Origin of the sequence: Georgenia sp. Z1344 (assembly GCF_049856295.1) — a bacterium.
GTDB lineage: Bacteria > Actinomycetota > Actinomycetes > Actinomycetales > Actinomycetaceae > JB111.
Genome location: NZ_JBNDMZ010000003.1, coordinates 17,743 through 40,453 on the forward strand (window position 1 = coordinate 17,743; position 22,711 = coordinate 40,453).

A 22,711-nucleotide genomic window follows, 5' to 3' on the forward strand; every position below is an offset into this window, starting at 1 on the left:
GGCTCCCCTCCTCCGATCGGTCGGCCCTGCCGGACCGTCCGGAGGGGGTCGGCGTCGGCGCCTGCGGCGACAATGTCCGCCATGCCCATGTCGAACGCCGCCGGACGGTCTGCCGCGAGCGCCGGACCGGCCGGCCGTGCTGGCGCGTCGCGGCGCGACGTCGTCGGTCGTCGTGTGCTGCGCCCGGCACGCGGGCTCGTGCTCGGCGTGGTCCTGGCGGTCGTCGCCCTGATGGACCTCATCTACACGCCGTGGGTGCGGGACTGGATGGAGGAGGACCCGGACACGGTCGCCGGCTGGAAGGTCGGCGTGCTGATGGCGCTCATGTTCGGGGCGATGCTGCACGGCCTGGTGCTGCGCGCCCGAGCCCGTCGGCCGACGGCGACGCTCGTGGTGGTGACGGCGATCGCCCTCGTGCTGCCGTTCTCCCCGCTCGCCGCGCTCGTCGTCCTCTCGAGCCACCTGTCCCACCGCCGGCTCGACCGCCCGGTGCTCGCCTGCTCGGTCGTCGCACTGGCGACCGTGGTCTGCACGTGGCGGGACCTGCTCGGGCAGACGACGTGGACCTCGTGGGTACGGGTGATGCTCGCGAGCTCACCGTCGGACCATGCACCGGCCCCGGCGCCGTGGCCGGGTGTCGCACTCTTCGTGGCGCTCGCCGTCGGGTCGGCGATCGGGATCGGCCTGCTGCGTCGCTCACGGGCGGACGCCCGACGGGCCCGCGCCGCCGCCGAGGCCGCCCGCAGCGCCGCGCAGCAGGCACGGACCGCCGAGACCGACGCGCGCCGCGAGCGCGACGACGCCGTGACCACCGCGTCCCGCACGGCCGAGCGCGAGCAGGTCGCCCGGGAGATCCACGACGGGATCGGGCACCGGCTCTCCCTGCTCAGCCTCGAGGCCGGCGCGCTCCAGCTCGAGGTGCAGGACGACCCCCGCCTGGCGGAGTCGGCGGCCCGCGTCCGCTCGCAGGCCGCTGCCGCCACGGAGGACCTCCGCTCGCTGGTCGGCATGCTCCGCGAGCCCACCCCCGAGCCGGTCGTCACGCTCGACCACCTGCAGACCGTGCTCGACGAGTCCGCCGACGCCGGGCAGCTCCTCTCGGCCACCGTGCGGATCGACGACGGCGCGTCCGCCCCCGCCACGCTCGCCCGCGCGGTGCACCGCATCACCACCGAGATCATGACGAACGCGCGCAAGCACGCCCCGGGTGAGATCCTCCGCCTGCGCGTCACCGGTGGTCCGGGGCACGGGGTCGAGATCGAGGGCGCGAACCGCGTGCCGGCCCCGGCGGCCTCGCCGGGCGAGTGGCACGCGGACGGCAGCTCCTCCGGCCTGGTCGGCATCGTCGAGCGCGCCGAGCTGCTCGGTGGATCCGTCCGGTACGGGGTCGACGGCGACCGCTTCCGGGTGACCGTCCACCTCCCGTGGCCGGTGAACGATGTCGGGGGCCGCTCCTAGACTGCTCGGGTGTCCCCGCCGGTCCGCGTGCTCGTCGACGACGACCCGATGGTGCGCACCCTCGTGCGACGGATCATCGGGACGGACCCGACGCTCGAGGTGGTCGGGGAGGCGACCGACGGCGCTGCGGCGCTCGACGAGGTCATCGCGCACCACCCGGACGTCGTCCTCATGGACCTGACGATGCCCGGGACGGACGGCGTGGCCGCCACCCGTGCGATCCGCGCACGGCCATCGCCGCCGGCGGTCCTCGTCCTCACCACGTGGGACCTGGACACCAGTGTCGACGCGGCACTGCAGGCCGGCGCCGACGGCTACCTCCTCAAGACGGCCGAGCCGGCGGAGATCCTTGCCTCGGTCCACGCGGTGGCCGCCGGGCACGGGGCGATCTCGCCGAGCGTCCAGCCGGGCGTGCTCCGGCGGATCCGCGACGCCGGTGGCGACCGACGCAGGGAGGCGCGCGCGGCGTTGGCGACCCTGACGGGTCGCGAGCTCGAGGTGGCCCTGCTCGTGGCCCGCGGGGACGGCAACGCCGAGATCGCGCGCAGGCTGCACCTCGGCGAGACGACCGTGAAGTCGCACCTCAGCAGCGTGCAGGCCAAGCTCGGAGCGACGAACCGCACCCAGGTGGCCGTCGTCGTCGACCGTGCGGAACCCGAGGCCCGGTAGACGAGCGACCGTCTAGTGCTCCCGGAGGAATACCGCCGTGCCGTCGTCGACGAACCCGATCGACAGCCGCACCGGACCGCTGCGCTCGCCACCCGAGACGTCGAGGTCGAGCTGGTCGAGCGGCACCTCGGAGACCTCGATCCGGGGCTCGTCGCACGCGGGCGGTTCCGTCCCCGTGACCTCGTCGCACACGTACGCCGAACCCGCGGGTGCGTCCGTGGTGACGAGGACGCCGTCGACGACGAGCCCGAGGTTCGGCTCCGCGATCTCGAGGGCGTCCGTGACGGTCCATGTCTCGCGCGGCGCGGGAGCCCCGGACGGCGTCTCGTTCTGCTCGATCACGTCGACGTAGGCGACCGTGTCCTCGTCGACGACCTCGACAACGATGACGACGCCTCCCCACCGCACGCCCGACGCCTCGAACAGGTTGAGGTCGTCGAGCGGAGCACCGGTCAGCTCGAGGATCGCCGGCGAGCAGACGGGCGGGTACGTCTCCCCGACGACATCGCACAGCTCGGCGCGTTCGTCCTCGACCAGTGCCGCGTCGACGACCACCACGTCGCCGGGCTGTGCCGTCTCTGCGACCGTGCGCGCGGGCACGGGCGGACCCGTCGGGCCCTCACCACCGTGCGGCTCGGTCACGGTCGGCGACTCCGCCGTGGCGGTGCCGGCAGACGGCACGTCGCCCGGTGTCGTCGTCCCGTCGTCTCCGGACGATCCGCACGCGGCGAGTGCGGGCACGAGCAGGAGCGACACCAGCCCGGCCCGGGCGCGGGCATGTGCTCGGCCCCCGTCCACGTGCTTCCCGCCGCGCCGTCCGTCGCCCGTCATGCCTGACAGCCTCCCACCTGGTGCCGTCCGCGGGAGGTCTCGTGACAGACCGATGCCCACTCGGGACTACCGCACGATCCATCCCACGACGAACGCCCCGACGGCGACCATCGCATCCGCGAGCTCGATGAGGATCGTCAGCCCGGCAGCCTCGAGCGCCCGGACGGTCGCCGGCCATGCGCGCGCGGCGCTTCGGGCGCGGCCGAGCTCGATGAGGAACACGGCGCCGACGAAGAAGAGGAACATCCCGACCACCGGGACGACGAAGAAGCCGACGACCCCGGCGATCGCCGCGATCACGAGCGTCGAGCTCTTGACCCCGCCGCGTTCCATGTATCGCGCCGCGAGGACGTACTTGAGCACCATCGCCACGACCATGGCGACGACGGCGACGATCGCCACCGTCCAGCCGAGCGTCCCGCCCTGGTACCAGCCCCAGATCGCCACGGCGCCGGCCACGATCGTGCCGCCGGGGAAGACCTGGCTGACGACACCCGCCAGCCCGACGACGATCGCGAGGATCGTGAGCAGCTCGGCCATGGTCGCGCTCCTGCCTCGAGGACGCGCGCCGGTCGGCCGCGCGGCTCAGATCGTACGCAGGGGTCAGTTCCAGAGCACCGCGACAGCGACGTTGACGACGATGAGGCCCGCGAGCGTGGGGATCATCGGCGACCCCTTCTTGCCGGCCTTGCGGTCGCGGTCGCCGAGGAACGCGACGACGGTCGCGCCGATCGCGACGAGCGCCTTGACGCCGATCTTCATGTGGTTGACGTCGCCGTCACCCATCTCGGCCATGCCGACGAGCAGGATGCCGGCCACGAGGGCCGTGAGCACGCCGTGGGTCGCCCCCTTGGGGAGCTCGCCGCCGCGCATGCCCGCGATCGCCATGCCGAGGGCCATCGCCCAGCCGAGGAGGTGGATGACGAGGAGGATGCCGGTGACGATGTCCATGCATCCAGATTATCTGTCACCGTGTCAGAACGGTCGGCCGGGCCCGGAGAGGTCACTCACGTCGGCCGAGGTCGGAGCACTGCCCGACGACGAACGACGCGCGTGACGCCGGGCACCCGCCCGGCGTCACTCCCACTCGATGGTGCCCGGGGGCTTCGACGTGACGTCGAGGACCACCCGGTTGACCTCCGGGACGGAGTTGGTGATGCGGGTCGAGATGCGGGCGAGGACGTCGTAGGGCACGCGCGACCAGTCGGCGGTCATCGCGTCCTCGCTCGTCACGGGGCGCAGCACGATCGGGTGTCCGTACGTGCGGCCGTCGCCCTGGACACCCACCGAGCGGACGTCGGCGAGGAGCACGACCGGGCACTGCCAGATCGACTCGTCGAGTCCGGCGGCGGTGAGCTCCTCGCGGGCGACGAGGTCGGCGGCGCGCAGGATGTCGAGGCGCTCGCGGGTCACCTCGCCGACGATCCGGATACCGAGCCCGGGCCCGGGGAAGGGCTGGCGGGACACGATGGCCTCGGGGACGCCGAGCTCGCGGCCGACGGCCCGGACCTCGTCCTTGAACAGCAGGCGGAGCGGCTCGACGAGCTCGAACGTCATGTCCTCCGGCAGCCCGCCGACGTTGTGGTGCGACTTGATGGTGGCCGCACCCTCGCCGCCGCCTGACTCGACGACGTCCGGGTAGAGCGTGCCCTGGACGAGGAACTTCACCTCGGCCCCACCGTGCCCCGCCTCGGCGACGATCGACGCGGCCGCCTCCTCGAAGGTGCGGATGAACTCCCGGCCGATGATCTTGCGCTTCTGCTCTGGGTCGGTGACGCCGGCGAGCGCCTCGAGGAACGTCTCCGAGGCGTCGACGACCCGCAGGTCGACGCCGGTCGCGGCGACGAAGTCGCGCTCGACCTGCTCGGCCTCGCCGGAGCGCAGCAGCCCGTGGTCGACGAACACGCAGGTCAGCTGGTCGCCGACGGCGCGCTGGACGAGCGCCGCGGCCACGGAGGAGTCGACGCCGCCGGAGAGGCCGCAGATGACGCGGGAGTCGCCGACCTGGGCGCGGATCGCCTCGACCTGCTCGGCGAGGACGGAGGCGGGCGTCCAGTCGGCGTCGACGCGGGCACCCTCGCGCAGGAAGCGGGTGAGCAGGGTCTGCCCGTGCTCGGTGTGGTGGACCTCGGGGTGCCACTGGACGCCGTAGAGCCGGCGTTCCCGGTCCTCGAAGGCCGCGACGGGCGCCCCGGTCGAGGTCGCGAGGACCTCGAAGCCGGCGGGAGCCTGCGACACGGCGTCGCCGTGGGACATCCACACGGTCTGGACGTCGTCCGAGCCGTCGAGCAGGGTCGAGCCCTCGCGCTCCTCGGCGACGCGCACGATCGTGCCGCCGTACTCGCGCTCGCCGGTCCGGTCGACGGTGCCACCGAGCGCCTGGGCCATCGCCTGGAATCCGTAGCAGATCCCGAGGACCGGGACCCCGGCGTCGAACAGCGCGGGGTCGACCCCCGGGGCGCCGTCGGCGTACACCGAGGACGGGCCGCCGGAGAGGATGATCGCCGCGGGCTCCTTGGCGAGCATGTCGTCGACCGAGGCGGTGTGGGGCACCACCTCGGACAGGACGTTCGCCTCGCGTACGCGCCGCGCGATGAGCTGGGCGTACTGGGCGCCGAAGTCGACGACGAGGACCGGGCGGTGGTTCGTGGTGCCGGCGGTGTCCGGCGCGTCCGTGCTCACCGGCCCAGGGTAGTCCGACGCTCGGCGACCACCCGGGCACGTCCCGTGACGGCGGGCAGGTCGGCCTCGACCCAGCCGTGCGCCTTGCGCTCGAGGACGAAGGACAGGACGGGGACGACGCCGGCGGCCACGAGGGCGACCACCCGGCCGAGTCCCCAGCGCATGACCGACCAGAGATTGAGCACGGTGGCCGCGTAGACGACGTAGATCCAGCCGTGCAGGATCGCCACCCACGCACCCATGACGGGCCGAGCGGTCCACCACTTCGTCTCGTCCTCGTAGCCGGCGACGCCGAACACGTACTTGAGCACCATCTCGGCGGTGAGCACGAGCAGCATGACGCCCGTGACGAACGCCATCGCGCGGTACCAGCCGAACGCGCGGTGTGCCCTGGTCTCGGCGGCCTGCGCGGCCGCCTGACCGGCGGCTCGCGCCTCGGCCGAGGTGGTGGTGGGACCGGTCTCCGACATGGGCCCATTGTCCCCCGGACCTGGGTCGGTGCGGGTGAGTCGGCCGTCACCCCAAATCCGATGGCCGGTGTCGGGGGCGCGGCGTAGCGTCCCGGGGGTGCTGACCATGCCCATCGACCACCCCGGGACGCCGCCGCTGACCTCCGCGAACGCGCTCCTGCTGTGGCTCGCACGCAGGCAGCGGCTCACCCTCGTGATCGCGGTCCTGTTCGGCGTGGCACGCAACCTCTCGACGGCGGCGATCCCGCTCGTGCTCGGCCGCGCGCTGGACGCCGGGCTCACCGACGGCCTCTCGGCGGCGACCTGGTGGGGCGCGGGAGCGGTCCTGCTCGTCGGCGTCGCCGCGACCCTCACCTCCGCCTACGGGCACCTGTTCGAGACCCTCGCGTGGGTCTACGGCACGTTCCACACGGGGCGTCTCGTCGGCCACCACGTCACGCGGATCGGCCCGAACGTCACGCGCCGTGCCGCGACCGGCGAGGTGGTCGCGACCATCACGAACGACACGTTCCACATCGGCAACGTCTTCGAGATGGCCCAGCGGTTCGTCGGTTCCCTCGCGGGCGTCCTGTTCGTGGCGCTGGTGCTCCTGCGGTCCTCGGTCGTGCTCGGCGTCGTCGTGCTCGTCGGCATGCCGCTCGTCTCGGTGCTCGTCGCGCTGCTCGTCCGCCCGCTCCAGACCCGGCAGCGCGTCCAGCGCGAGGCCCAGGGCCGCCTCGGCGCTCTCGCGACCGACACGGTGGCGGGCCTGCGGGTCCTGCGCGGCATCGGCGGCGAGGACGTCTTCACCGACCGGTACGCCACCCGCTCCCAGGAGGTGCGGGCGGCCGGGGTCTCGGTGGCGACGATCGCCGCCTCGATGCGCGGTCTCCAGGTCCTCCTGCCGGGCCTGTTCGTCGCGTTCGTCGTCTGGTTCGGCGCGCACCTCGCGCTGTCCGGCGAGATGTCGCCGGGCGACCTCGTGGCCCTGTTCGGCTACACCACCTACCTGGCGGCCCCGCTCCAGGCGTTCACCCAGTTCATCCAGCTCCTCGTCCGCGCGCGGGTGGGCGCCGACAAGGTCATCCGGGTCGTCGGTACGGGGCCGTCGGCCGGCACCCTCGCCGAGTCGGAGGCCGCGGACGAGCGCCCGTGGCCCGCGCCGGCGACCACGGGGGCGCGCCTCGTGGACCCGACGTCGGGCTTCGTCGCCGAGGCGGGCACGTTCGTCGCCGTCGTGTCCGACCCGCCCGAGGACGCGAACGCGCTCGCCGCGCGCCTCGGCCGGCTGCTCGACCCGGAGCGGTCCGACCTCGGTCTCGTCGACCCCGCGCTGGTCCCGGACGCGAGCGAGCCCCTGCCCGGACCCGACCGGCCCGACGCCGACCGGCCAGGCACCGACCGCTCCCCCGCCACCCTCGACGGCACGCCGGTCGACCGGCTGCCGGTGGCCGAGGTGCGCGAGCGCGTCGTCGTCGCCGGTTCGACCCCCGAGCTGTTCGCCGGCACGCTGCGCGAGACGCTCGACGTCCGCGACCGGGGCGACGACGACGAGCTGCTCGGCGCCCTCGCCGCCGCCGACGCCCAGGACGTCCTCGACTCCGTCGGCGGCACGCTCGACGGCGAGATCGCCGAGAAGGGCCGTTCCCTGTCCGGCGGCCAGCGCCAGCGCGTGGCCCTGGCGCGCGCCCTGCTGACCGAGGCACCGGCGCTCGTCCTCGTCGAGCCCACCTCGGCGGTCGACGCCCACACCGAGGCGCGGATCTCCGCCACCCTCGCCGCCCGGCGGGCCGGACGCACCACCGTGGTGGTCACCACCTCGCCGCTCGTGCTCGAGCACGCCGACTCCGTCGCGTTCCTCGACGGCGGCCGGGTCACCGCGCACGCCCCGCACACCGAGCTGGCCCGCCGGGCGCACGAGGGCGACCCCGCGGCCCGCCGCTACCGGTCCGTCGTCACGCGGACCACGGCCGACGACGAGCAGGAGGCCGTGCGATGAGGCTGCCCGTCGCGGACACGCGCACGACCACCCGGCAGGGGCTCGCGTTCCTCAAGGGACACGCCGGCCAGCTCGCCGTCGTCGTCCTCGTCCAGTCGCTCGCGGCCGTCGCCGCCCTGGCGATGCCGTGGCTCCTCGGCCGGCTCGTCGACTCGGTCGCCACCGGGACGACGGCCGCCGAGGTGGACCGGACCGCGCTCTGGCTGGTCGCGGCCGTGGTCGCGCAGACCCTGCTCGCGGCCTGGGCCCACCGGGCCTCCCTCGTGCTGGGCGAGCAGCTGTTCGCCGAGCTGCGCGAGGACTTCCTCCGCACGGTCACCCACCTGCCGCTGTCGACCGTCGAGCGCGCCGGGACCGGCGACCTGCTCGGCCGCACGACGAACGACATCGACCGCGTGCAGTGGGTGCTGCGCTTCGGCATCCCTGCACTCCTCGTCGGCGCCACGACGGTCGCCCTCACCTACGGCGCCGCGTTCCTCGTCGACTGGCAGGTGGCGATCGGGCTGCTCGTCGGGCTGCCCCTGCTGTGGTGGAGCGCCCGCCGATACCTGCGCAAGGCCATGCCCGCCTACCTCGCGGACTCCGCCGCCTTCGCGGACATCAACGGCGTCGTCACCGAGAACGTCGAGCAGGCCGGCACGGTCGACGCCCTGAGCCTGGGGCGGCAGCGCCGGCGCCGCTCGGACGGCGCGATGGCCGACGCGTGGCACTGGGAGGTCGTGACGATCTGGCTGCGCGTGCACCTGTTCCGCAGCCTCGAGCTCAGCTTCGTCCTCCCGCTGGGCGCCGTCGTCGTGTGGGGCGCGTTCCTCATCGAGAACGACCTCGCGTCGATCGGCGCGGTCACCACGGTGGCGCTCTACGCGATGCAGGTGCGGGCGCCGTTCACCGAGCTCCTCATGTGGATCGACGAGCTCCAGGTGGCCGCGGCCTCCCTCGCCCGGATCTTCGGGATCTCCCTCGTCGAGCCCGACCGCACCGCCCGTGACGAGCGGCCGCGCGGCGCCGAGCTCACCGCCCGCGGCGTGCGGTACGCCTACGTCGAGGGCAAGGACGTCCTGCACGGGATCGACCTCGACCTGCGCCCCGGCGAGCGCCTCGCGATCGTCGGCCCGTCGGGGGCCGGCAAGTCGACCTTCGGCCGCATGCTCGCCGGCATCCACCCGCCCACCGGCGGCTCCGTCACGGTCGGTGGCGTGCGCCTCGTCGACCTGCCCGAGGAGGAGCTGCGCCGCCAGGTCGCCCTCGTCACGCAGGAGCACCACGTGTTCGTCGGGACGCTCGCGGACAACCTGCGCCTTGCGGACGCGGGTGTCGACGACGCCGGGATGCGCCGGGCGCTCGACGCCGTCGACGCGCTCGACTGGGTCGACCGCCTCGAGGACGGCCTGCAGACCGAGGTCGGCTCCGGCTCGCTCGAGCTGACGCCGGCGCAGGCGCAGCAGCTCGCGCTCGCGCGGCTCGTCCTGCTCGACCCGCACACGCTCGTCCTCGACGAGGCGACCTCGCTGCTCGACCCGCGCGCCGCCCGGCACCTCGAGCGGTCGCTGTCGAACGTGCTCGCCGGACGCACGGTGGTCGCGATCGCGCACCGCCTGCACACGGCGCACGACGCCGACCGGGTCGCCGTCGTCGAGGGCGGGCGGATCGTCGAGCTCGGCTCGCACGACGAGCTGGTCGCCGCGGGCGGCGAGTACGCGGCCCTGTGGGCGAGCTGGCAGCAGGACTGAGCAGGAGCCGTCCCGGGAGGCGCATCGTCCGGCGCGCCTGGCGTCGGCGCGTCACCTGACATCGGCGTTTCACCCGGCGCCGGCGCGACCGACGGCGCCGGAGCGGTCACCGCCCGGGCGGCGGGGAGGACTACTCGGACCGGTCGGCGTCGGCGTCGGCGTCGCGACGATCGGGGTCCCGGCCGCCACCCGCGAGCAGCAGCTCCTCGTCGCGGCGGTCGAGGGCGTCGTCGCGGACGAGGCGCCACCACAGCCACAGGGCGAAGCCCCCGAACACGAGCCACTCGATCGCGTACATGAGGTTCTGCAGGTTGAGGCCGGTCTCGACAGCGATCGTGGGGTCGGGCGCCTGTTCGAGAGCGCCCTCGAGCGGGACCCACTGCTCGCCGTCGTGGGCACCCTGGACGAGGTAGCCGGAGAACGTCGGCCCGCCCCACGTGCCGGCGAAGCCGGCGGTGGAGATCGACAGGGCGGTCCCGGGCGCGGTCTCGCCGTCGCGCTGCGCCTCGGAGTTCGACAGGTGCCCGGTGACGGCGACCTCGCCGTCCGGGAGCTCGAGGGCCGCCGGGGCGGCGACGCTCGCGCCGGCGTCGGTCACCTCGACGTCGGACTCCGGCAGCCAGCCGCGCAGGACCGGGATCATGGCACCCGAGTCAGGTCCCTCGGTCACGCGCAGGGCGGCGACGACGAGGACCGCTGGCTCGCCCTCGACGGCCCGGTCGACGACGAGGACCTGGTTCTCTCGCTCCCACTCGCCCGTCACCGTGACGCCGGTGGCGTAGACGTCCATGGAGAAGCTCGACTGGGCGGGCAGCACGTCGTCGAGCGGGACCGGGTCGGCCTCGAGGGTGGCCTCGTGCGCGGCGATCGCTCGGTCCGCCCCACGCAGGGAGGCGCGGTCGAGCTGCCAGGCGGCGAGCTGGACGCACACGACGGCGGCCGCGATGAGCAGGACGAGGAGCCCGATCATCCGCGGGGAGATCGCGGAGCGCCACAGCTCGCCCGCCGAGACGCGCGGCCGTCGCGGTCCCTTGCGCCTGCCCTTCCGCGCCGCGGCGTCGGCCCTGGCCTCAGCGGCAGCGGCCGCGTCGGCGGCGATGGCGGCCGGATCGCGCCAGGGATCGAGCCCACGCACGCGGTCCGTCCCCGGGTCGAGCCCCGTCGAGGTGACGTCGTCCGCGGAGGTTCGTGCCGCCGTCGCGCTCGCGCCCTCGTCTGCGACGGCGAGCCCCCCGCGCCCGGCGTCGCCCACCGGCTCGCCGTGGGGTCGTTCGGCCGAGGGGTCCATCGTCCCAGGGTAGGCGAGCGCCCACGGTGTTGACTGGTCCGGGCTCTGCGTGGCCCGCCACTCCCGTGCCGCACGCGCGCCGCCGATCTGGAAGCATCGACCTCGCGAGCCACCACCTCCCGATAGGAGCCCTGAGCATGACCCAGAGCCTGTACATCGCCTCGATCGAGGGGTTCACGGGGAAGTCGCTGGTCGCGCTCGGGGTGGTCGACCAGCTGGCACGGCGCGCGTCCCGGGTCGGCGTCTTCCGACCGCTCGTGGAGTCCCGCGAGAAGCGCGACTCCGTCCTCGAGCTGCTCCTCGAGCACGACGCGGTCGACCTCGACTTCGACGAGTGCCTGGGCGTCACCTACGACGAGTGGTTCGAGGACGAGGACGCGGCCCTGACGAGGATCGTCGAGCGGTACCGGGCGGTGGCGCGGCAGACCGACGTCGTCGTCGTGGTCGGTTCGGACTACACGGACGTGACGACGCCGACGGAGCTCGCCTCGAACGCGCGGATCGCGGCGAACCTCGGCGCGCCGGTGCTGCTCGTGGTGCTCGGCCTCGGGCGCAGCATCGACGAGATCCGGCAGGTCGTGGCCGTCGGGCAGCACGAGATCGCCCAGGGGCACGCAACGACGGTGGGGGTGGTCGTCAACCGGTGCGAGTCCGACCGGCTCGACGAGGTGCGGGCGGCCTTCGCGGACGACGAGCTCGAGACCGGCGTGCTGCCCGAGCTCCCCGTGCTCTCCGCCCCGACGGTCGACGAGGTGCGCGAGGCCCTCGGCGGGCGGCTCTACATGGGTGAGCCCGACCTGCTCGCCCGCGAGGCCGAGCACATCCTCGTCACCGGGATGAACGCCGAGCACATCATCGAGCGGCTGCGCGAGGGCACGCTCGTCATCGCGCCCGCCGACCGGGTCGACGCGGTCCTCGCCGTCATCGCCTCCCACGCCGCGGACGGGTTCCCCTCGCTGTCCGGCCTCGTCCTCAACGGAGGCCACCTGCCGAGCGAGCAGGTGCGCCAGCTGATGTCGGGGCTCGTCGACCGCCTGCCCGTCATCACGACCGAGGACGACACGTTCGAGACGGCGCTCAAGGTCTCGGGCACGCGGGGCGTGCTCTCCCGCAACACCCAGCGCAAGCTCGACCTCGCGCTCGGCGTGGTCGAGCAGCACCTCGACTCCGAGAAGCTCCTCGCCCTCATCGACGTTCCCACCAGCGAGGTGGTCACCCCGCTGATGTTCGAGGCCACCTTGCTCGACCGCGCCCGCTCCGACCGGCAGCACATCGTGCTCCCCGAGGGCGACGACGACCGGATCCTGCGCGCGGCCTCGACCGTCCTGTCCCGGCAGGTCGCGGACCTGACGATCCTCGGCAAGGAGTCGGAGGTGCGGGCGAGGGCCGCCGAGCTCGGCCTCGACATCGACGCCGCGCGCGTCATCGACCCCGCCACCTCGGAGCACGTGGAGGAGTTCGCGGCCGAGTACACGCGACTGCGCGAGCACAAGGGCATGACGCTCGAGCGGGCGCGCGAGGTCATCACGGACGTCTCCTACTTCGGCACCCTCATGGTCCACCTCGGGCTCGCCGGCGGCATGGTCTCCGGCGCGGCCCACACCACGGCGCACACGATCAAGCCGTCGTTCGAGATCATCAAGACCCGTCCCGGGGTCTCGATCGTCAGCTCGGTGTTCCTCATGTGCCTGGCGGACCGCGTACTCGTCTACGGCGACTGCGCCGTCAACCCCGACCCGAACGCCGACCAGCTCGCGGACATCGCGATCAGCTCGGCGCAGACCGCCGCACAGTTCGGGGTCGAGCCGCGGATCGCCATGCTCTCCTACTCGACCGGGACGTCCGGCGCGGGCGCCGAGGTGGAGAAGGTGCGCGCCGCCACGGAGGCCGTCCGCGAGCGGGCGGCCGAGCTGAGCGTCGAGGGACCCATCCAGTACGACGCCGCCGTCGATGCCTCCGTCGCCTCGAAGAAGCTGCCCGGCAGCGAGGTCGCCGGCCGCGCCACGGTGTTCATCTTCCCGGACCTCAACACGGGCAACAACACCTACAAGGCCGTCCAACGATCTGCCGGTGCTGTCGCCGTCGGCCCGGTCCTCCAGGGCCTCAACAAGCCGGTCAACGACCTCTCACGCGGTGCGCTGGTCAGCGACATCGTCAACACCGTCGCCATCACGGCCGTCCAGGCCCAGGCGCAGAAGGAGAACGCATGAGCGGCACCGTCCTCGTCGTCAACTCGGGCTCGTCGTCGATCAAGTACCAGCTGCTCGACCCGGACTCCGGCGACGTCGTCGCCTCCGGCCTGCTCGAGCGCATCGGCGAGCCGTCGGGCCACTTGCGGCACACCGTCGACGGCGAGAAGCACGAGCGCGACCTGCCGCAGGTCGACCACACGGCGGGGCTGTCGGCGGTCCTCGCGGCCTTCGACGAGCTCGGGCCGGCCCTCGCCGACGCCGGGATCCGAGCGGTCGGCCACCGGGTCGTGCAGGGCGGCGCCGAGTTCTCCGGCCCGGTCGCGCTCGACGACGACGCAGTCAGCCGGATCGACGCCCTGTCCCCGCTGGCGCCGCTGCACAACCCCGGGAACGTCGCCGGGATCCGCGTGGCGCGCGAGCTGCTGCCCGACGTCCCGCACGTGGCCGTCTTCGACACCGCGTTCTTCGCCGACCTGCCCGAGGCGGCGGCGACCTACGCGCTCGAGAAGGAGACCGCCAAGAAGTACGCGATCAAGCGGTACGGCGCGCACGGGACCTCGCACCAGTTCGTCTCCGACGCCGTCAGCACCATGCTCGGCCGCGACGACCTGCGCCAGATCGTCCTCCACCTGGGCAACGGGGCGTCGGCGTCGGCGGTCGTGGGCGGGCGCGCGGTCGACACCTCGATGGGGCTCACGCCGCTCGAGGGCCTCGTGATGGGCACGCGCACCGGCGACATGGACCCGGCGGTGGTCTTCCACCTGCGCCGGGTCGGCGGGCTCGGGGTCGACGAGATCGACGACCTGCTCAACAAGCGGTCCGGCCTCAAGGGCCTGACCGGCCACAACGACATGCGTGAGGTCCGCGAGCTGGCCGGTGCCGGCGACGCCGACGCCCGCCTCGCGCTCGACGTGTACGGGCACCGGCTGCGGAAGTACGTCGGCTCCTACGCGGCCGTCATGGGTGGGCTCGACGCGGTGACGTTCACCGCCGGCGTGGGCGAGAACGACGCGCTGATCCGCGCCGAGGTCCTCGCCCCCCTCGGCTTCCTCGGGATCGAGCTCGACGACGCCGCCAACACCGCGCGCTCGAGCGAGCCGCGCGTGATCAGCGCGCCGGGGTCGGCCGTCACCGTGCTCGTCGTGCCGACGAACGAGGAGCTGGCCATCGCGCGCCATACGATCGAGGTCAGCGGCGCCTGAGGATCGTCGTCGTCGGGCCCGGTCTCCGTCGTCGAGATCGCGGTTGGGGCCCGTCGAGATTGCGGTTGGGGCCCGTCGAGATTGCGGTTGGGGCCCGCCGAGATTGCGGTTCGTCGTCGGGCCTGAGGATCGTCGTCGGGCCTGAGGTTCGACAGTGGTCGAGAGTGTGGCTCAGAGATCTCTGAACCGCACTCTCGACCAAGGCACCACGAGCGACTCCCGACGACGACGAACACCCGGCGACCACCAACCGCCGACCGCCGCTCAGGCCTTGTTCGGACCCGTCATCGAGCGGACGTCGAGGAGCTCGTCGAGCTGGGCCTCGGTGATCTCGCCGCGCTCGACGTGTCCGAGGTCGACGACGGCCTCACGGATCGTCAGATCGGCCTTCACCGAGTGCTTGGCGATCGCCGCGGCCGCCTCGTAACCGATGACCCGGTTGAGCGGGGTGACGATCGACGGCGACGACTCGGCGAGGCGCAGGCAGCGCTCCTCGTCGGCCTCGAGCCCGTCGACGCACCGCTCGGCGAGCACGCGCGAGACGTTGCCGAGGATCGTCATCGACTCGAGCAGGTTCTGCGCCATCACCGGCAGCATGACGAGCAGGTCGAAGTTGCCCTGGGCGCCGGCGAAGGCGATGGCCGCGTCGTTGCCGATGACCTGGGCGGCGACCATGACGGCGGCCTCGGGCAGGACCGGGTTGACCTTGCCGGGCATGATCGAGGAGCCGGGCTGGAGGTCGGGCAGGCGGAGCTCGCCGAGGCCGGTGCGGGGGCCGGAGCCGCCCCAGCGCAGGTCGTTGGCGATCTTGGTGAGGGACACGGCGGTCGCGCGCAGGGCGCCCGAGGTCTCGACGGCGGCGTCGAGGGCGGCCTGGGCCTCGAAGTGGTTGGGCGCCTCGGTCAGCGGGAGTCCGGTGTTCTCGGCGATGAGGCCGATGACGCGCGGCGCGAAGCCCTCCGGGGTGTTGATGCCGGTGCCGACGGCGGTGCCGCCCAGCGGGAGCTCGGCCAGGCGCGGGAGGGTGGCCTCGATCCGGGCGATGCCGTTGCGGATCTGCTGGGCGTAGCCGGAGAACTCCTGCCCGAGCGTGATCGGGGTGGCATCCATGAGGTGTGTGCGGCCGGACTTGACGATGTCCGCGAACTCCTCGGCCTTGCGCTCGAGGGACTCGGCGAGGACGGTGAGGTTCGGGACCAGCTCGCCCGTGGCCAGGCCGACGGCGGCGATGTGGATCGACGACGGGAACGTGTCGTTCGACGACTGCGACGCGTTGACGTGGTCGTTCGGGTGCACGGCGAGGCCGGAGTCCCGCGAGGCGATCGTCGCGATGACCTCGTTGGTGTTCATGTTCGAGCTCGTGCCGGAGCCGGTCTGGAACACGTCGATGGGGAACTCGGCGTCGTGCTCGCCGGCGATGACCTGCTCGGCGGCGGCGACGATCGCGGCGGAGACGTCCTCGGCGATGACCCCGAGCTCGGCGTTCGCGATCGCCGCGGCGCGCTTGATCTGGCCGATGGCGTGGATGTGGTGCGGCGTGAGGGTCTTGCCCGAGATCGGGAAGTTCTCCACGGCCCGCTGCGTCTGCGCGGCGTACAGGGCGTCCGCGGGGACGCGGACCTCCCCCATGGTGTCGTGCTCGATCCGGTACTCAGTCACGTCGTCGTATCCCTTTCGCTGCGCGGGTCGCAGGCGCGTCCGCGCGCCCGTCCGGGTCCATCCTCGCACCCGGGAGAAAGGCGGGTGCCCGACGACGAGGGCGCGCAGGCGAGGTGCGCCCCCAGCCTGGCGCGCGTCCCGGTCAGGACGCCTGGTAGGGCGAGACGACGACCTCGACCCGCTGGAACTCCTTGACGTCGGAGTAGCCGGTCGTGGCCATGGCGCGGCGCAGGGCGCCCATGAGGTTGACGGTGCCGTCCGCGCGGTCGGACGGGCCGTGGAGGATCTCCTCGAGCGACCCGGCGGTGCCGACCTTGACGCGCGAGCCGCGCGGGAGGTCGGGGTGGTAGGCCTCGGGGCCCCAGTGCCAGCCGCGCCCGGGGGCCTCCTCGGCGCGGGCGAGCGCCGCGCCGAGCATGACGGCGTCGGCGCCGCAGGCCACGGCCTTGACGAGGTTGCCCGAGTGGCCGACCCCGCCGTCGGCGACGACGTGGACGTAACGCCCGCCGGACTCGTCGAGGTAGTCGCGGCGCGCGGCGGCGACGTCGGCGATGGCCGAGGCCATGGGCACGTGGATGCCGAGAGACTGGCGGGTCGTCGAGGCGGCGCCGCCGCCGAACCCGACGAGGACGCCCGCGGCGCCCGTCCGCATGAGGTGGAGCGCGGCGGTGTAGGTCGCGGCGCCGCCGACGAGCACGGGCACGTCGAGCTCGTAGATGAACCGCTTGAGGTTGAGGGGCTCGGCCGCGGAGGAGACGTGCTCGGCGGAGACCGTGGTGCCGCGGATGACGAACAGGTCGACGCCGGCGCTGACGACGGTGCGCCAGTGCTCCTGGGTGCGCTGCGGGCTCAGCGAGCCGGCCACGGTCACGCCCGCCGCGCGGATCTCCTGCAGGCGCGAGGTGATGAGCTCGGCCTTGATCGGCTCGGCGTAGATCTCCTTCATGCGCGTGATCGCGGTCTCGGCGTCGAGCCCCGCGATCTCCGCGTACAGGGGCTCGGGGTCCTCGTAGCGCGTCCACAGGCCCTCGAGGTCGAGGACGCCGATGCCCCCGAACCGTCCGAGCGCGACGGCCGTCGCGGGAGACATCACCGAGTCCATCGGCGCCGCGAGGACAGGGATGTCGACGTGGTAGGCGTCGATCTGCCAGGCGATCGACACGTCCTCCGGGTCCCGGGTGCGACGGGAGGGGACGACCGCGACGTCGTCGAAGGAGTATGCGCGGCGGGCCCGCTTACCGCGTCCGATCTCGATCTCGATGCTCACATGTGGAGGCTACCTGCACGATGTCGGGGTGCTCTGCGACAGTGGCCGGGACGACAGGAGGATCCATGACCGGGTGGACGCAGGACGTGTGGCTGGGCTTCGACACCGAGACCACGGGGATCGACGTCGGTCACGACCGCATCGTGACGTCGGCGCTCGTCGTCCGCGAGTCGGACGGCTCGATCGGCAGCTCGAGGACGTGGCTCGCCGATCCCGGCATCGAGATCCCCGAGCAGGCGACGGCGGTGCACGGCATCACCACCGAGTACGCGCGGGAGCACGGCGCGCCGCCCGCTCAGGTGCTCGACGAGGTCGCGCAGGTGATCGCCGGGGCGCTGGGCTCCGGTGCGGTGCTCGTGGCGTTCAACGCGACCTACGACCTGTCGATCCTGCGGGCCGAGCTCGTCCGGCACGGGCTGGCCACGCTCGAGGACCGGCTCGGCCGGGACGTCTCCCCCGTGGTCGACCCACTGGTGGTCGACCGGAAGGTCGAGCGGTTCAGGAAGGGCAAGAAGACGCTCGAGGCCATGGGCGAGGCGTACGGCGTGGCGGCGAACGACGCGGCGCACACGGCCGACGGGGACGTCGCGCACACGCTCGCCGTGCTCGAGGCACTGACGGCCAAGTACCCCCAGGTCGCGGAGATGGCGGCAGCCGACCTGCACCGGTCGCAGGCCGCGTGGCACGCCGAGTGGGCCGAGAACTTCGAGGAGTTCCTGCGCGGCAAGGGGCGCGCCGACGCGCACATCTCCCGGGCGTGGCCGGTCGAGCCGGTGGCCTAGGACGCGAGGACGGGACGACGGCGACGGCGACGGCGACGGCGACGGCGACGGCGACGGCGACGGCGGGAGTGTCGAAGAGATGACTCGCGAGATCGGGCTCGACGTCCGCCAGGCACTCGCCTGGCGGCTCGACCGGCACAGGCTCGGCACCGAGGGCGCGACGGACGCGGTCGACGTCGTACGACGGGTCGTGGCCCTCCGCGGCTGGCCGGCGGATCGCGCCGACCTGGCCGTCGGCGTGCGCCTGGCGTCGCCGCGTCCCGGGATGCTCCGGCCCGCGCTCGACGACGACGAGCTCGTGCTCGCCTACGCCTTCCGCGGCGGCGCGTACGTCATGGATGCTCGCGCGGCGTCCGTGCTGCTGACGGTGCGCCGGACGACGCGCGTGTGGGAGTCGGCGCGTTACCAGCGTCAGGCGGGGTTCGAGCTCGACGACTGGGCCCCCTTCCGGGCCGCGGTGCGCGACCTGCTCGGCGAGGGACCGGCGAGCCGCGACGAGATCGCCGTGCACCTCGCCGGCAGCCCGTCCCTCGCCCACCTCGTCCCGGCCGCCGACGGGCGCGGCTCGGACGCCCTGTACAAGCCGCTCCACTGGTGGGGCGACCTCTCGTTCGGGCCGACTCGTGACGGGCGGGCGACGTTCAGGCTCGCGCCGGATTCGGGCGACGAGACCGGCATCGGGGCCGACTCCGACGCGGCGATCGACGCGGCCGGTCGCGCCGCGGTCGAGCTGTACCTCGCCGCCTACGCGCCGGCGACGGAGGCCAACCTCCTCTACTGGCTGGGAGAGGGGTTGAGCGCGCCGCGCAGCCGGATCCGCCGCTGGCTGGATGCGGCGGAGGTGGTCCCGGTCACGGTGCACGGCGTGGACTCGTGGGTGCGTCCTGCGGATCTCGACGAGATCCGCTCGGCCCGGCCGTCCGGCGTCGTGCGCCTGCTGCCGGCCCACGACTCGTGGGTGCTCGGACCCGGCACCGCCGACGAGCGCATCGTCCCGACGGCGCATCGCGCCGCCGTGTCGAGGGGTGCGGACCTCGTCGTGCGCGACGGCGTCGTCGTCGGGACGTGGCGGCTCCGAGGGCACGAGGTGTCCGTCGAGTGGTTCGACGATCGCGAGGCGGCGACGGCGCACGAGGTCGGGGAGGAACTGGCACGTGTGGGTCGCGCACGGGGCGCCACTCTCACGCTCGCCGACGATTGAGACGATCGTGGCGCCACGCCGTCCCGCGCTCCCCCGCGCGGTTCTCGCCACGCCGTCACCACACATCCACCGGTGACAGTCGCATCCACAGGCGCGGGATCGGCCGCTCTCGATGTCAGTCCCGGCAGGTAGCGTGGCAGTCATATCGAACACGCGTTCTGTTCCGACGACGATGCGGAGGGGGCAGGCGATGACGACGACGGAGCAGGACGAGCACGACGCCGCGCTCACCGCGACACCTCCGCCACCCCCGACGCTGGCCGACCTCCGTGCGCTGCGGGACGCGATCGGCAGGCTCGAACGCCACTCCGATGCCGACGCGGTGGACCAGATCCGGTTCCTCGAGGAGCTCAAGGCGGTCGCGTCCGCCGGCCAGGCCGTGGCGTCGGCCGATCTCGCCGAGCGGCGTGAGGCGGACGAGGAGATGCGTGGCATTCCCGCGGACGAGCGGGGACGCGGCCTGAAGGCCGAGGTCGCACTGGCGCGCAACGACTCGCCCAGCAGGGGCGACCAGCACCTCGGGCTGGCACGCGCGCTGGTCCACGAGCTCCCCCGCACCCTCGACCTCATGTCCCAGGGGCTGGTCAGCGAGTGGCGTGCCACGATCCTCGCCCAGGAGACGGCCGGCCTCACTCCTGAGGACCGCCGAGAGGTCGACGCCGCTCTCGCTCCCGACCTGCCGGGCTGGGGCGACAAGCAGGTTCGGCGGCACGCCCGCAAGGCCGCGCAGGAGCGCGAGGAGGACGCCGCCGAGCTGCGCCGCCTGCGCGAGAAGCGCCAGCGCCACGTGAGCATCCGGCCGGCCACCGGATCGATGGCCCGCGTGACGGCCCTCCTGCCGATGACGGAGGCCGTCCGTGTCCACGCATCGCTGCTCAAGCAGGCCGCGAGCATCGTCACGGCCGGCGACGCCGATGGACGCACACCGGGCCAGATTGCCGCGGACCTGCTCGTCGAGCACGTGACCGGGACGCCGTCGAGCGCTCCACGGGACGTCGACCTCACGATCGTCATGACCGGCGAGACTCTCGCCGGCGGACGGGAGTCGGCCTGGCTGCCCGGCCAGGGGCCGCTGCCGGCACAGGCGGCGCGGGACCATGTGCGCGAGGCGGGTCGGGTCTGGTTCCGTCGCCTCTGGACCGATCCGGCCACGGGCGGCGTCGTGTCCCTGGAGTCCCAGGGTCGCACGTTCGAGGGCGGGCTCCGGCGCCTCATCCTCATGCGCGACGACCTGTGCACCGAGCCCTTCTGCAATGCCCCCATCCAGCACGTCGACCACGTGGTCGAGCACGCGAGGGGCGGGGCGACGAGCGCCGCCAACGGCACCGGGCTGTGCGCGGAGCACTACTACCTGAAGATCAGGCCCGGTTGGCGCCACGAGGTCGACGAGGCGGGCGAGAGCGCCGAGATCCGCACGCCCACGGGGCACCGGTACCGGCGGTCGCGGTCACCGTTCCCTTACCGGCGGCCGGCCACGCCACCACCCGAGATGACCCGGGAGCGGTACGAGGCGCTCAGGCAGCGGGTGGCCGAGCGCGTCCGCCGGCCGGACGACCGACCCTCACGGACCGACTCGGGATCCTCGACAGGCGGGCCGTCGGGCGGCGACCCTCCGGATCCGGATCAGCCCGGTGACTGACCGAGCTCGTCATCCAGATCACCCGATGCCTGACCGACCTGGTTAGCGCGTGCCGGCCCGGTTGCGTTCCCGCCTGCCACACCGGCTATCTACCCGCGTGCCGGCCTACCTGCTCGCCGTTCGGCGGGACGACCGACCGGACAGCTCCGATCAGCGCGTCGAGTAGTTCGGCGCCTCGGCGATCATCCGCACGTCGTGCGGGTGCGACTCCTTGAGACCCGCCGGCGTGATGCGGATGAACTTGCCGCGCTCCTTGAGCTCCTCGGTCGTGCGCGCCCCGACGTAGAACATCGACTGGTGCAGCCCCCCGACGAGCTGGTGCGCGACGGCGGACAGCGGACCCCGGTAGGGCACCTGCCCCTCGATGCCCTCGGGGACGATCTTGTCGTCCGTGCTGACGTCGGCCTGGAAGTACCGGTCCTTCGAGTAGGACACCCGACCGCGGGAGGCCATCGCACCGAGCGAGCCCATGCCGCGGTAGTGCTTGTACTGCTTGCCGTTGACGAACACGAGGTCGCCCGGCGACTCCTCGCAGCCGGCAAGGAGCGAGCCGAGCATGACCGTGTCGGCCCCGGCGACCAGCGCCTTGGCGATGTCGCCGGAGTGCTGGAGCCCACCGTCGCCGATGACGGGGATGCCGGCCGGCCGGCAGGCCTGGGCCGCCATGTGGATGGCGGTGACCTGCGGGACGCCGACTCCGGCGACCACGCGCGTCGTGCAGATCGACCCCGGCCCGACGCCGACCTTGACGGCGTCCACGCCCGCGTCGACGAGGGCCTGCGCGCCCTCGCGGGTCGCCACGTTCCCGCCGATGATCTGGACGTGAGCGAAGGCCGGGTCGTTCTTCAGCTTGCGCACCATGTCGAGGAGCAGACGGGCCTCGCCGTTCGCGGTGTCGGCCACGAGCACGTCGACACCCGCGTCCGCGAGCGCGGTCGCACGCTCCCACGCGTCGCCCCAGTAGCCGATCGCCGCGCCCACGCGCAGCCGCCCGTCGGCGTCCTTCGTCGCCTGCGGGTACTGCTCGGACTTGACGAAGTCCTTGACGGTGATGAGACCGCGGAGGTGGCCGCCGTCGTCGACGAGAGGGAGCTTCTCGATCTTGTTCTCGGCAAGAAGCTTGGCGGCGTCGTCGTTGCTGATCCCGACCGGGGCCGTCACGAGGGGCATCGGCGTCATCGCGGAGCGCACGGTGCGAGTCGCCATCTCGGCGCCGGGGACGAACCGGAGGTCGCGGTTCGTGATGATGCCGAGCAGCACGCCCTCGCCGTCCACTACCGGAAGACCGGAGATCCGGTACTGGGCGCACAGCTCGTCGAGCTCCGCGAGCGTGGCGTCCGGGCCGATGGTCACGGGGTCCGTGATCATCCCCGACTCGGAGCGCTTGACGACCGTGACCTGCTGGGCCTGGTCCTCGATGGAGAGGTTGCGGTGGAGGATGCCCAGCCCGCCCTGGCGCGCCATCGCGATCGCCATGCGCGCCTCGGTCACCGTGTCCATCGCCGCGCTCACCAGCGGGATCCTCAGCTCGATCTCGCGCGTGAGTCGGGCGCCGGTCGTCACCTCGGAGGGAATGACGTCCGTGGCCCCCGGCAGGAGAAGCACGTCGTCATAGGTGAGTCCGACCAGCGCGAACGGGTCGTGTGCGGGGGTCTCCGTCATC

18 protein-coding genes are annotated in these 22,711 nt (G+C 73.2%); 9 read left to right on the forward strand and 9 right to left on the reverse strand.

Annotated features, from left to right (window positions below):
• Window positions 1–81: 81 nt before the first annotated feature.
• Window positions 82–1,458, forward strand: a complete 1,377-nt coding sequence (locus ACPYO6_RS03515; protein WP_425713513.1) for a sensor histidine kinase — start codon at window positions 82–84, stop codon at window positions 1,456–1,458.
• A 9-nt stretch (window positions 1,459–1,467) separates the two neighbouring features.
• Window positions 1,468–2,127 (forward strand): response regulator, encoded by a 660-nt coding sequence (locus tag ACPYO6_RS03520; protein ID WP_425713514.1) that lies wholly within the window; start codon window positions 1,468–1,470, stop codon window positions 2,125–2,127.
• Between the two features lie 12 nt (window positions 2,128–2,139).
• On the opposite strand, the gene ACPYO6_RS03525 is transcribed toward ACPYO6_RS03520, so the two are convergent.
• The 5 genes from ACPYO6_RS03525 to ACPYO6_RS03545 all read right to left on the reverse strand — a co-directional run bounded on the left by ACPYO6_RS03525 (window position 2,140) and on the right by ACPYO6_RS03545 (window position 6,110).
• Complete coding sequence (locus tag ACPYO6_RS03525) at window positions 2,140–2,958, reverse strand: hypothetical protein (protein ID WP_425713515.1); 819 nt, start codon at window positions 2,956–2,958, stop codon at window positions 2,140–2,142.
• Between the two features lie 66 nt (window positions 2,959–3,024).
• Entirely contained in the window at window positions 3,025–3,498 is a 474-nt protein-coding gene (locus ACPYO6_RS03530; protein WP_425713516.1) for a DUF456 domain-containing protein, read from the reverse strand.
• Window positions 3,499–3,561: 63 nt separating this feature from the next.
• Entirely contained in the window at window positions 3,562–3,909 is a 348-nt protein-coding gene (locus ACPYO6_RS03535; protein WP_425713517.1) for a hypothetical protein, read from the reverse strand.
• A 126-nt stretch (window positions 3,910–4,035) separates the two neighbouring features.
• Window positions 4,036–5,640, reverse strand: coding sequence for a glutamine-hydrolyzing GMP synthase (gene guaA, locus ACPYO6_RS03540; RefSeq protein WP_425713518.1), 1,605 nt, complete (start codon window positions 5,638–5,640; stop codon window positions 4,036–4,038).
• Window positions 5,637–6,110, reverse strand: a complete 474-nt coding sequence (locus tag ACPYO6_RS03545) for a DUF3817 domain-containing protein (protein WP_425713519.1) — start codon at window positions 6,108–6,110, stop codon at window positions 5,637–5,639. The genes guaA and ACPYO6_RS03545 overlap by 4 nt, the downstream gene beginning before the upstream one ends.
• 106 nt (window positions 6,111–6,216) lie before the next feature.
• Between ACPYO6_RS03545 and ACPYO6_RS03550 the strand changes: the two genes are divergently transcribed.
• Together ACPYO6_RS03550 and ACPYO6_RS03555 are read left to right on the forward strand one after the other, a co-directional pair.
• A complete protein-coding gene (locus tag ACPYO6_RS03550; protein ID WP_425713780.1) occupies window positions 6,217–8,088 on the forward strand; it encodes an ABC transporter transmembrane domain-containing protein in 1,872 nt (623 codons plus the stop codon).
• Window positions 8,085–9,818 (forward strand): ABC transporter ATP-binding protein, encoded by a 1,734-nt coding sequence (locus ACPYO6_RS03555; RefSeq protein ID WP_425713520.1) that lies wholly within the window; start codon window positions 8,085–8,087, stop codon window positions 9,816–9,818. The genes ACPYO6_RS03550 and ACPYO6_RS03555 overlap by 4 nt, the downstream gene beginning before the upstream one ends.
• Before the next feature lie 130 nt (window positions 9,819–9,948).
• Here ACPYO6_RS03555 and ACPYO6_RS03560 read toward each other — a convergent pair whose 3' ends face one another.
• Entirely contained in the window at window positions 9,949–11,106 is a 1,158-nt protein-coding gene (locus ACPYO6_RS03560; RefSeq protein ID WP_425713521.1) for an SURF1 family protein, read from the reverse strand.
• A 137-nt stretch (window positions 11,107–11,243) separates the two neighbouring features.
• Here ACPYO6_RS03560 and pta point away from each other — a divergent pair, with 137 nt between their 5' ends.
• Window positions 11,244–13,316: a phosphate acetyltransferase gene (gene pta / locus ACPYO6_RS03565; RefSeq protein WP_425713522.1), complete on the forward strand. Its 2,073-nt coding sequence runs from the start codon at window positions 11,244–11,246 to the stop codon at window positions 13,314–13,316.
• Complete coding sequence (locus tag ACPYO6_RS03570) at window positions 13,313–14,500, forward strand: acetate/propionate family kinase (protein WP_425713523.1); 1,188 nt, start codon at window positions 13,313–13,315, stop codon at window positions 14,498–14,500. Before pta ends, ACPYO6_RS03570 begins: the two co-directional genes overlap by 4 nt.
• Before the next feature lie 264 nt (window positions 14,501–14,764).
• Here ACPYO6_RS03570 and ACPYO6_RS03575 read toward each other — a convergent pair whose 3' ends face one another.
• Both ACPYO6_RS03575 and ACPYO6_RS03580 read right to left on the reverse strand, forming a co-directional pair.
• Window positions 14,765–16,159, reverse strand: a complete 1,395-nt coding sequence (locus tag ACPYO6_RS03575) for a class II fumarate hydratase (RefSeq protein ID WP_425713524.1) — start codon at window positions 16,157–16,159, stop codon at window positions 14,765–14,767.
• Between the two features lie 142 nt (window positions 16,160–16,301).
• On the reverse strand, window positions 16,302–17,426 hold the full coding sequence (locus ACPYO6_RS03580) for a GuaB3 family IMP dehydrogenase-related protein (protein WP_425713525.1): 1,125 nt from the start codon (window positions 17,424–17,426) through the stop codon (window positions 16,302–16,304).
• A gap of 65 nt (window positions 17,427–17,491) precedes the next feature.
• On the opposite strand from ACPYO6_RS03580, the gene ACPYO6_RS03585 reads away from it, so the two are divergent.
• The 3 genes from ACPYO6_RS03585 to ACPYO6_RS03595 all read left to right on the forward strand — a co-directional run bounded on the left by ACPYO6_RS03585 (window position 17,492) and on the right by ACPYO6_RS03595 (window position 21,048).
• Window positions 17,492–18,208 (forward strand): exonuclease domain-containing protein, encoded by a 717-nt coding sequence (locus tag ACPYO6_RS03585; RefSeq protein WP_425713526.1) that lies wholly within the window; start codon window positions 17,492–17,494, stop codon window positions 18,206–18,208.
• Between the two features lie 79 nt (window positions 18,209–18,287).
• On the forward strand, window positions 18,288–19,409 hold the full coding sequence (locus tag ACPYO6_RS03590) for a DNA glycosylase AlkZ-like family protein (protein WP_425713527.1): 1,122 nt from the start codon (window positions 18,288–18,290) through the stop codon (window positions 19,407–19,409).
• Window positions 19,410–19,599: 190 nt separating this feature from the next.
• Window positions 19,600–21,048, forward strand: a complete 1,449-nt coding sequence (locus tag ACPYO6_RS03595; RefSeq protein ID WP_425713528.1) for an HNH endonuclease — start codon at window positions 19,600–19,602, stop codon at window positions 21,046–21,048.
• Window positions 21,049–21,198: 150 nt separating this feature from the next.
• On the opposite strand, the gene guaB is transcribed toward ACPYO6_RS03595, so the two are convergent.
• Entirely contained in the window at window positions 21,199–22,710 is a 1,512-nt protein-coding gene (guaB, locus tag ACPYO6_RS03600) for an IMP dehydrogenase (RefSeq protein ID WP_425713529.1), read from the reverse strand.
• Between the last annotated feature and the right edge of the window lies 1 nt (window position 22,711).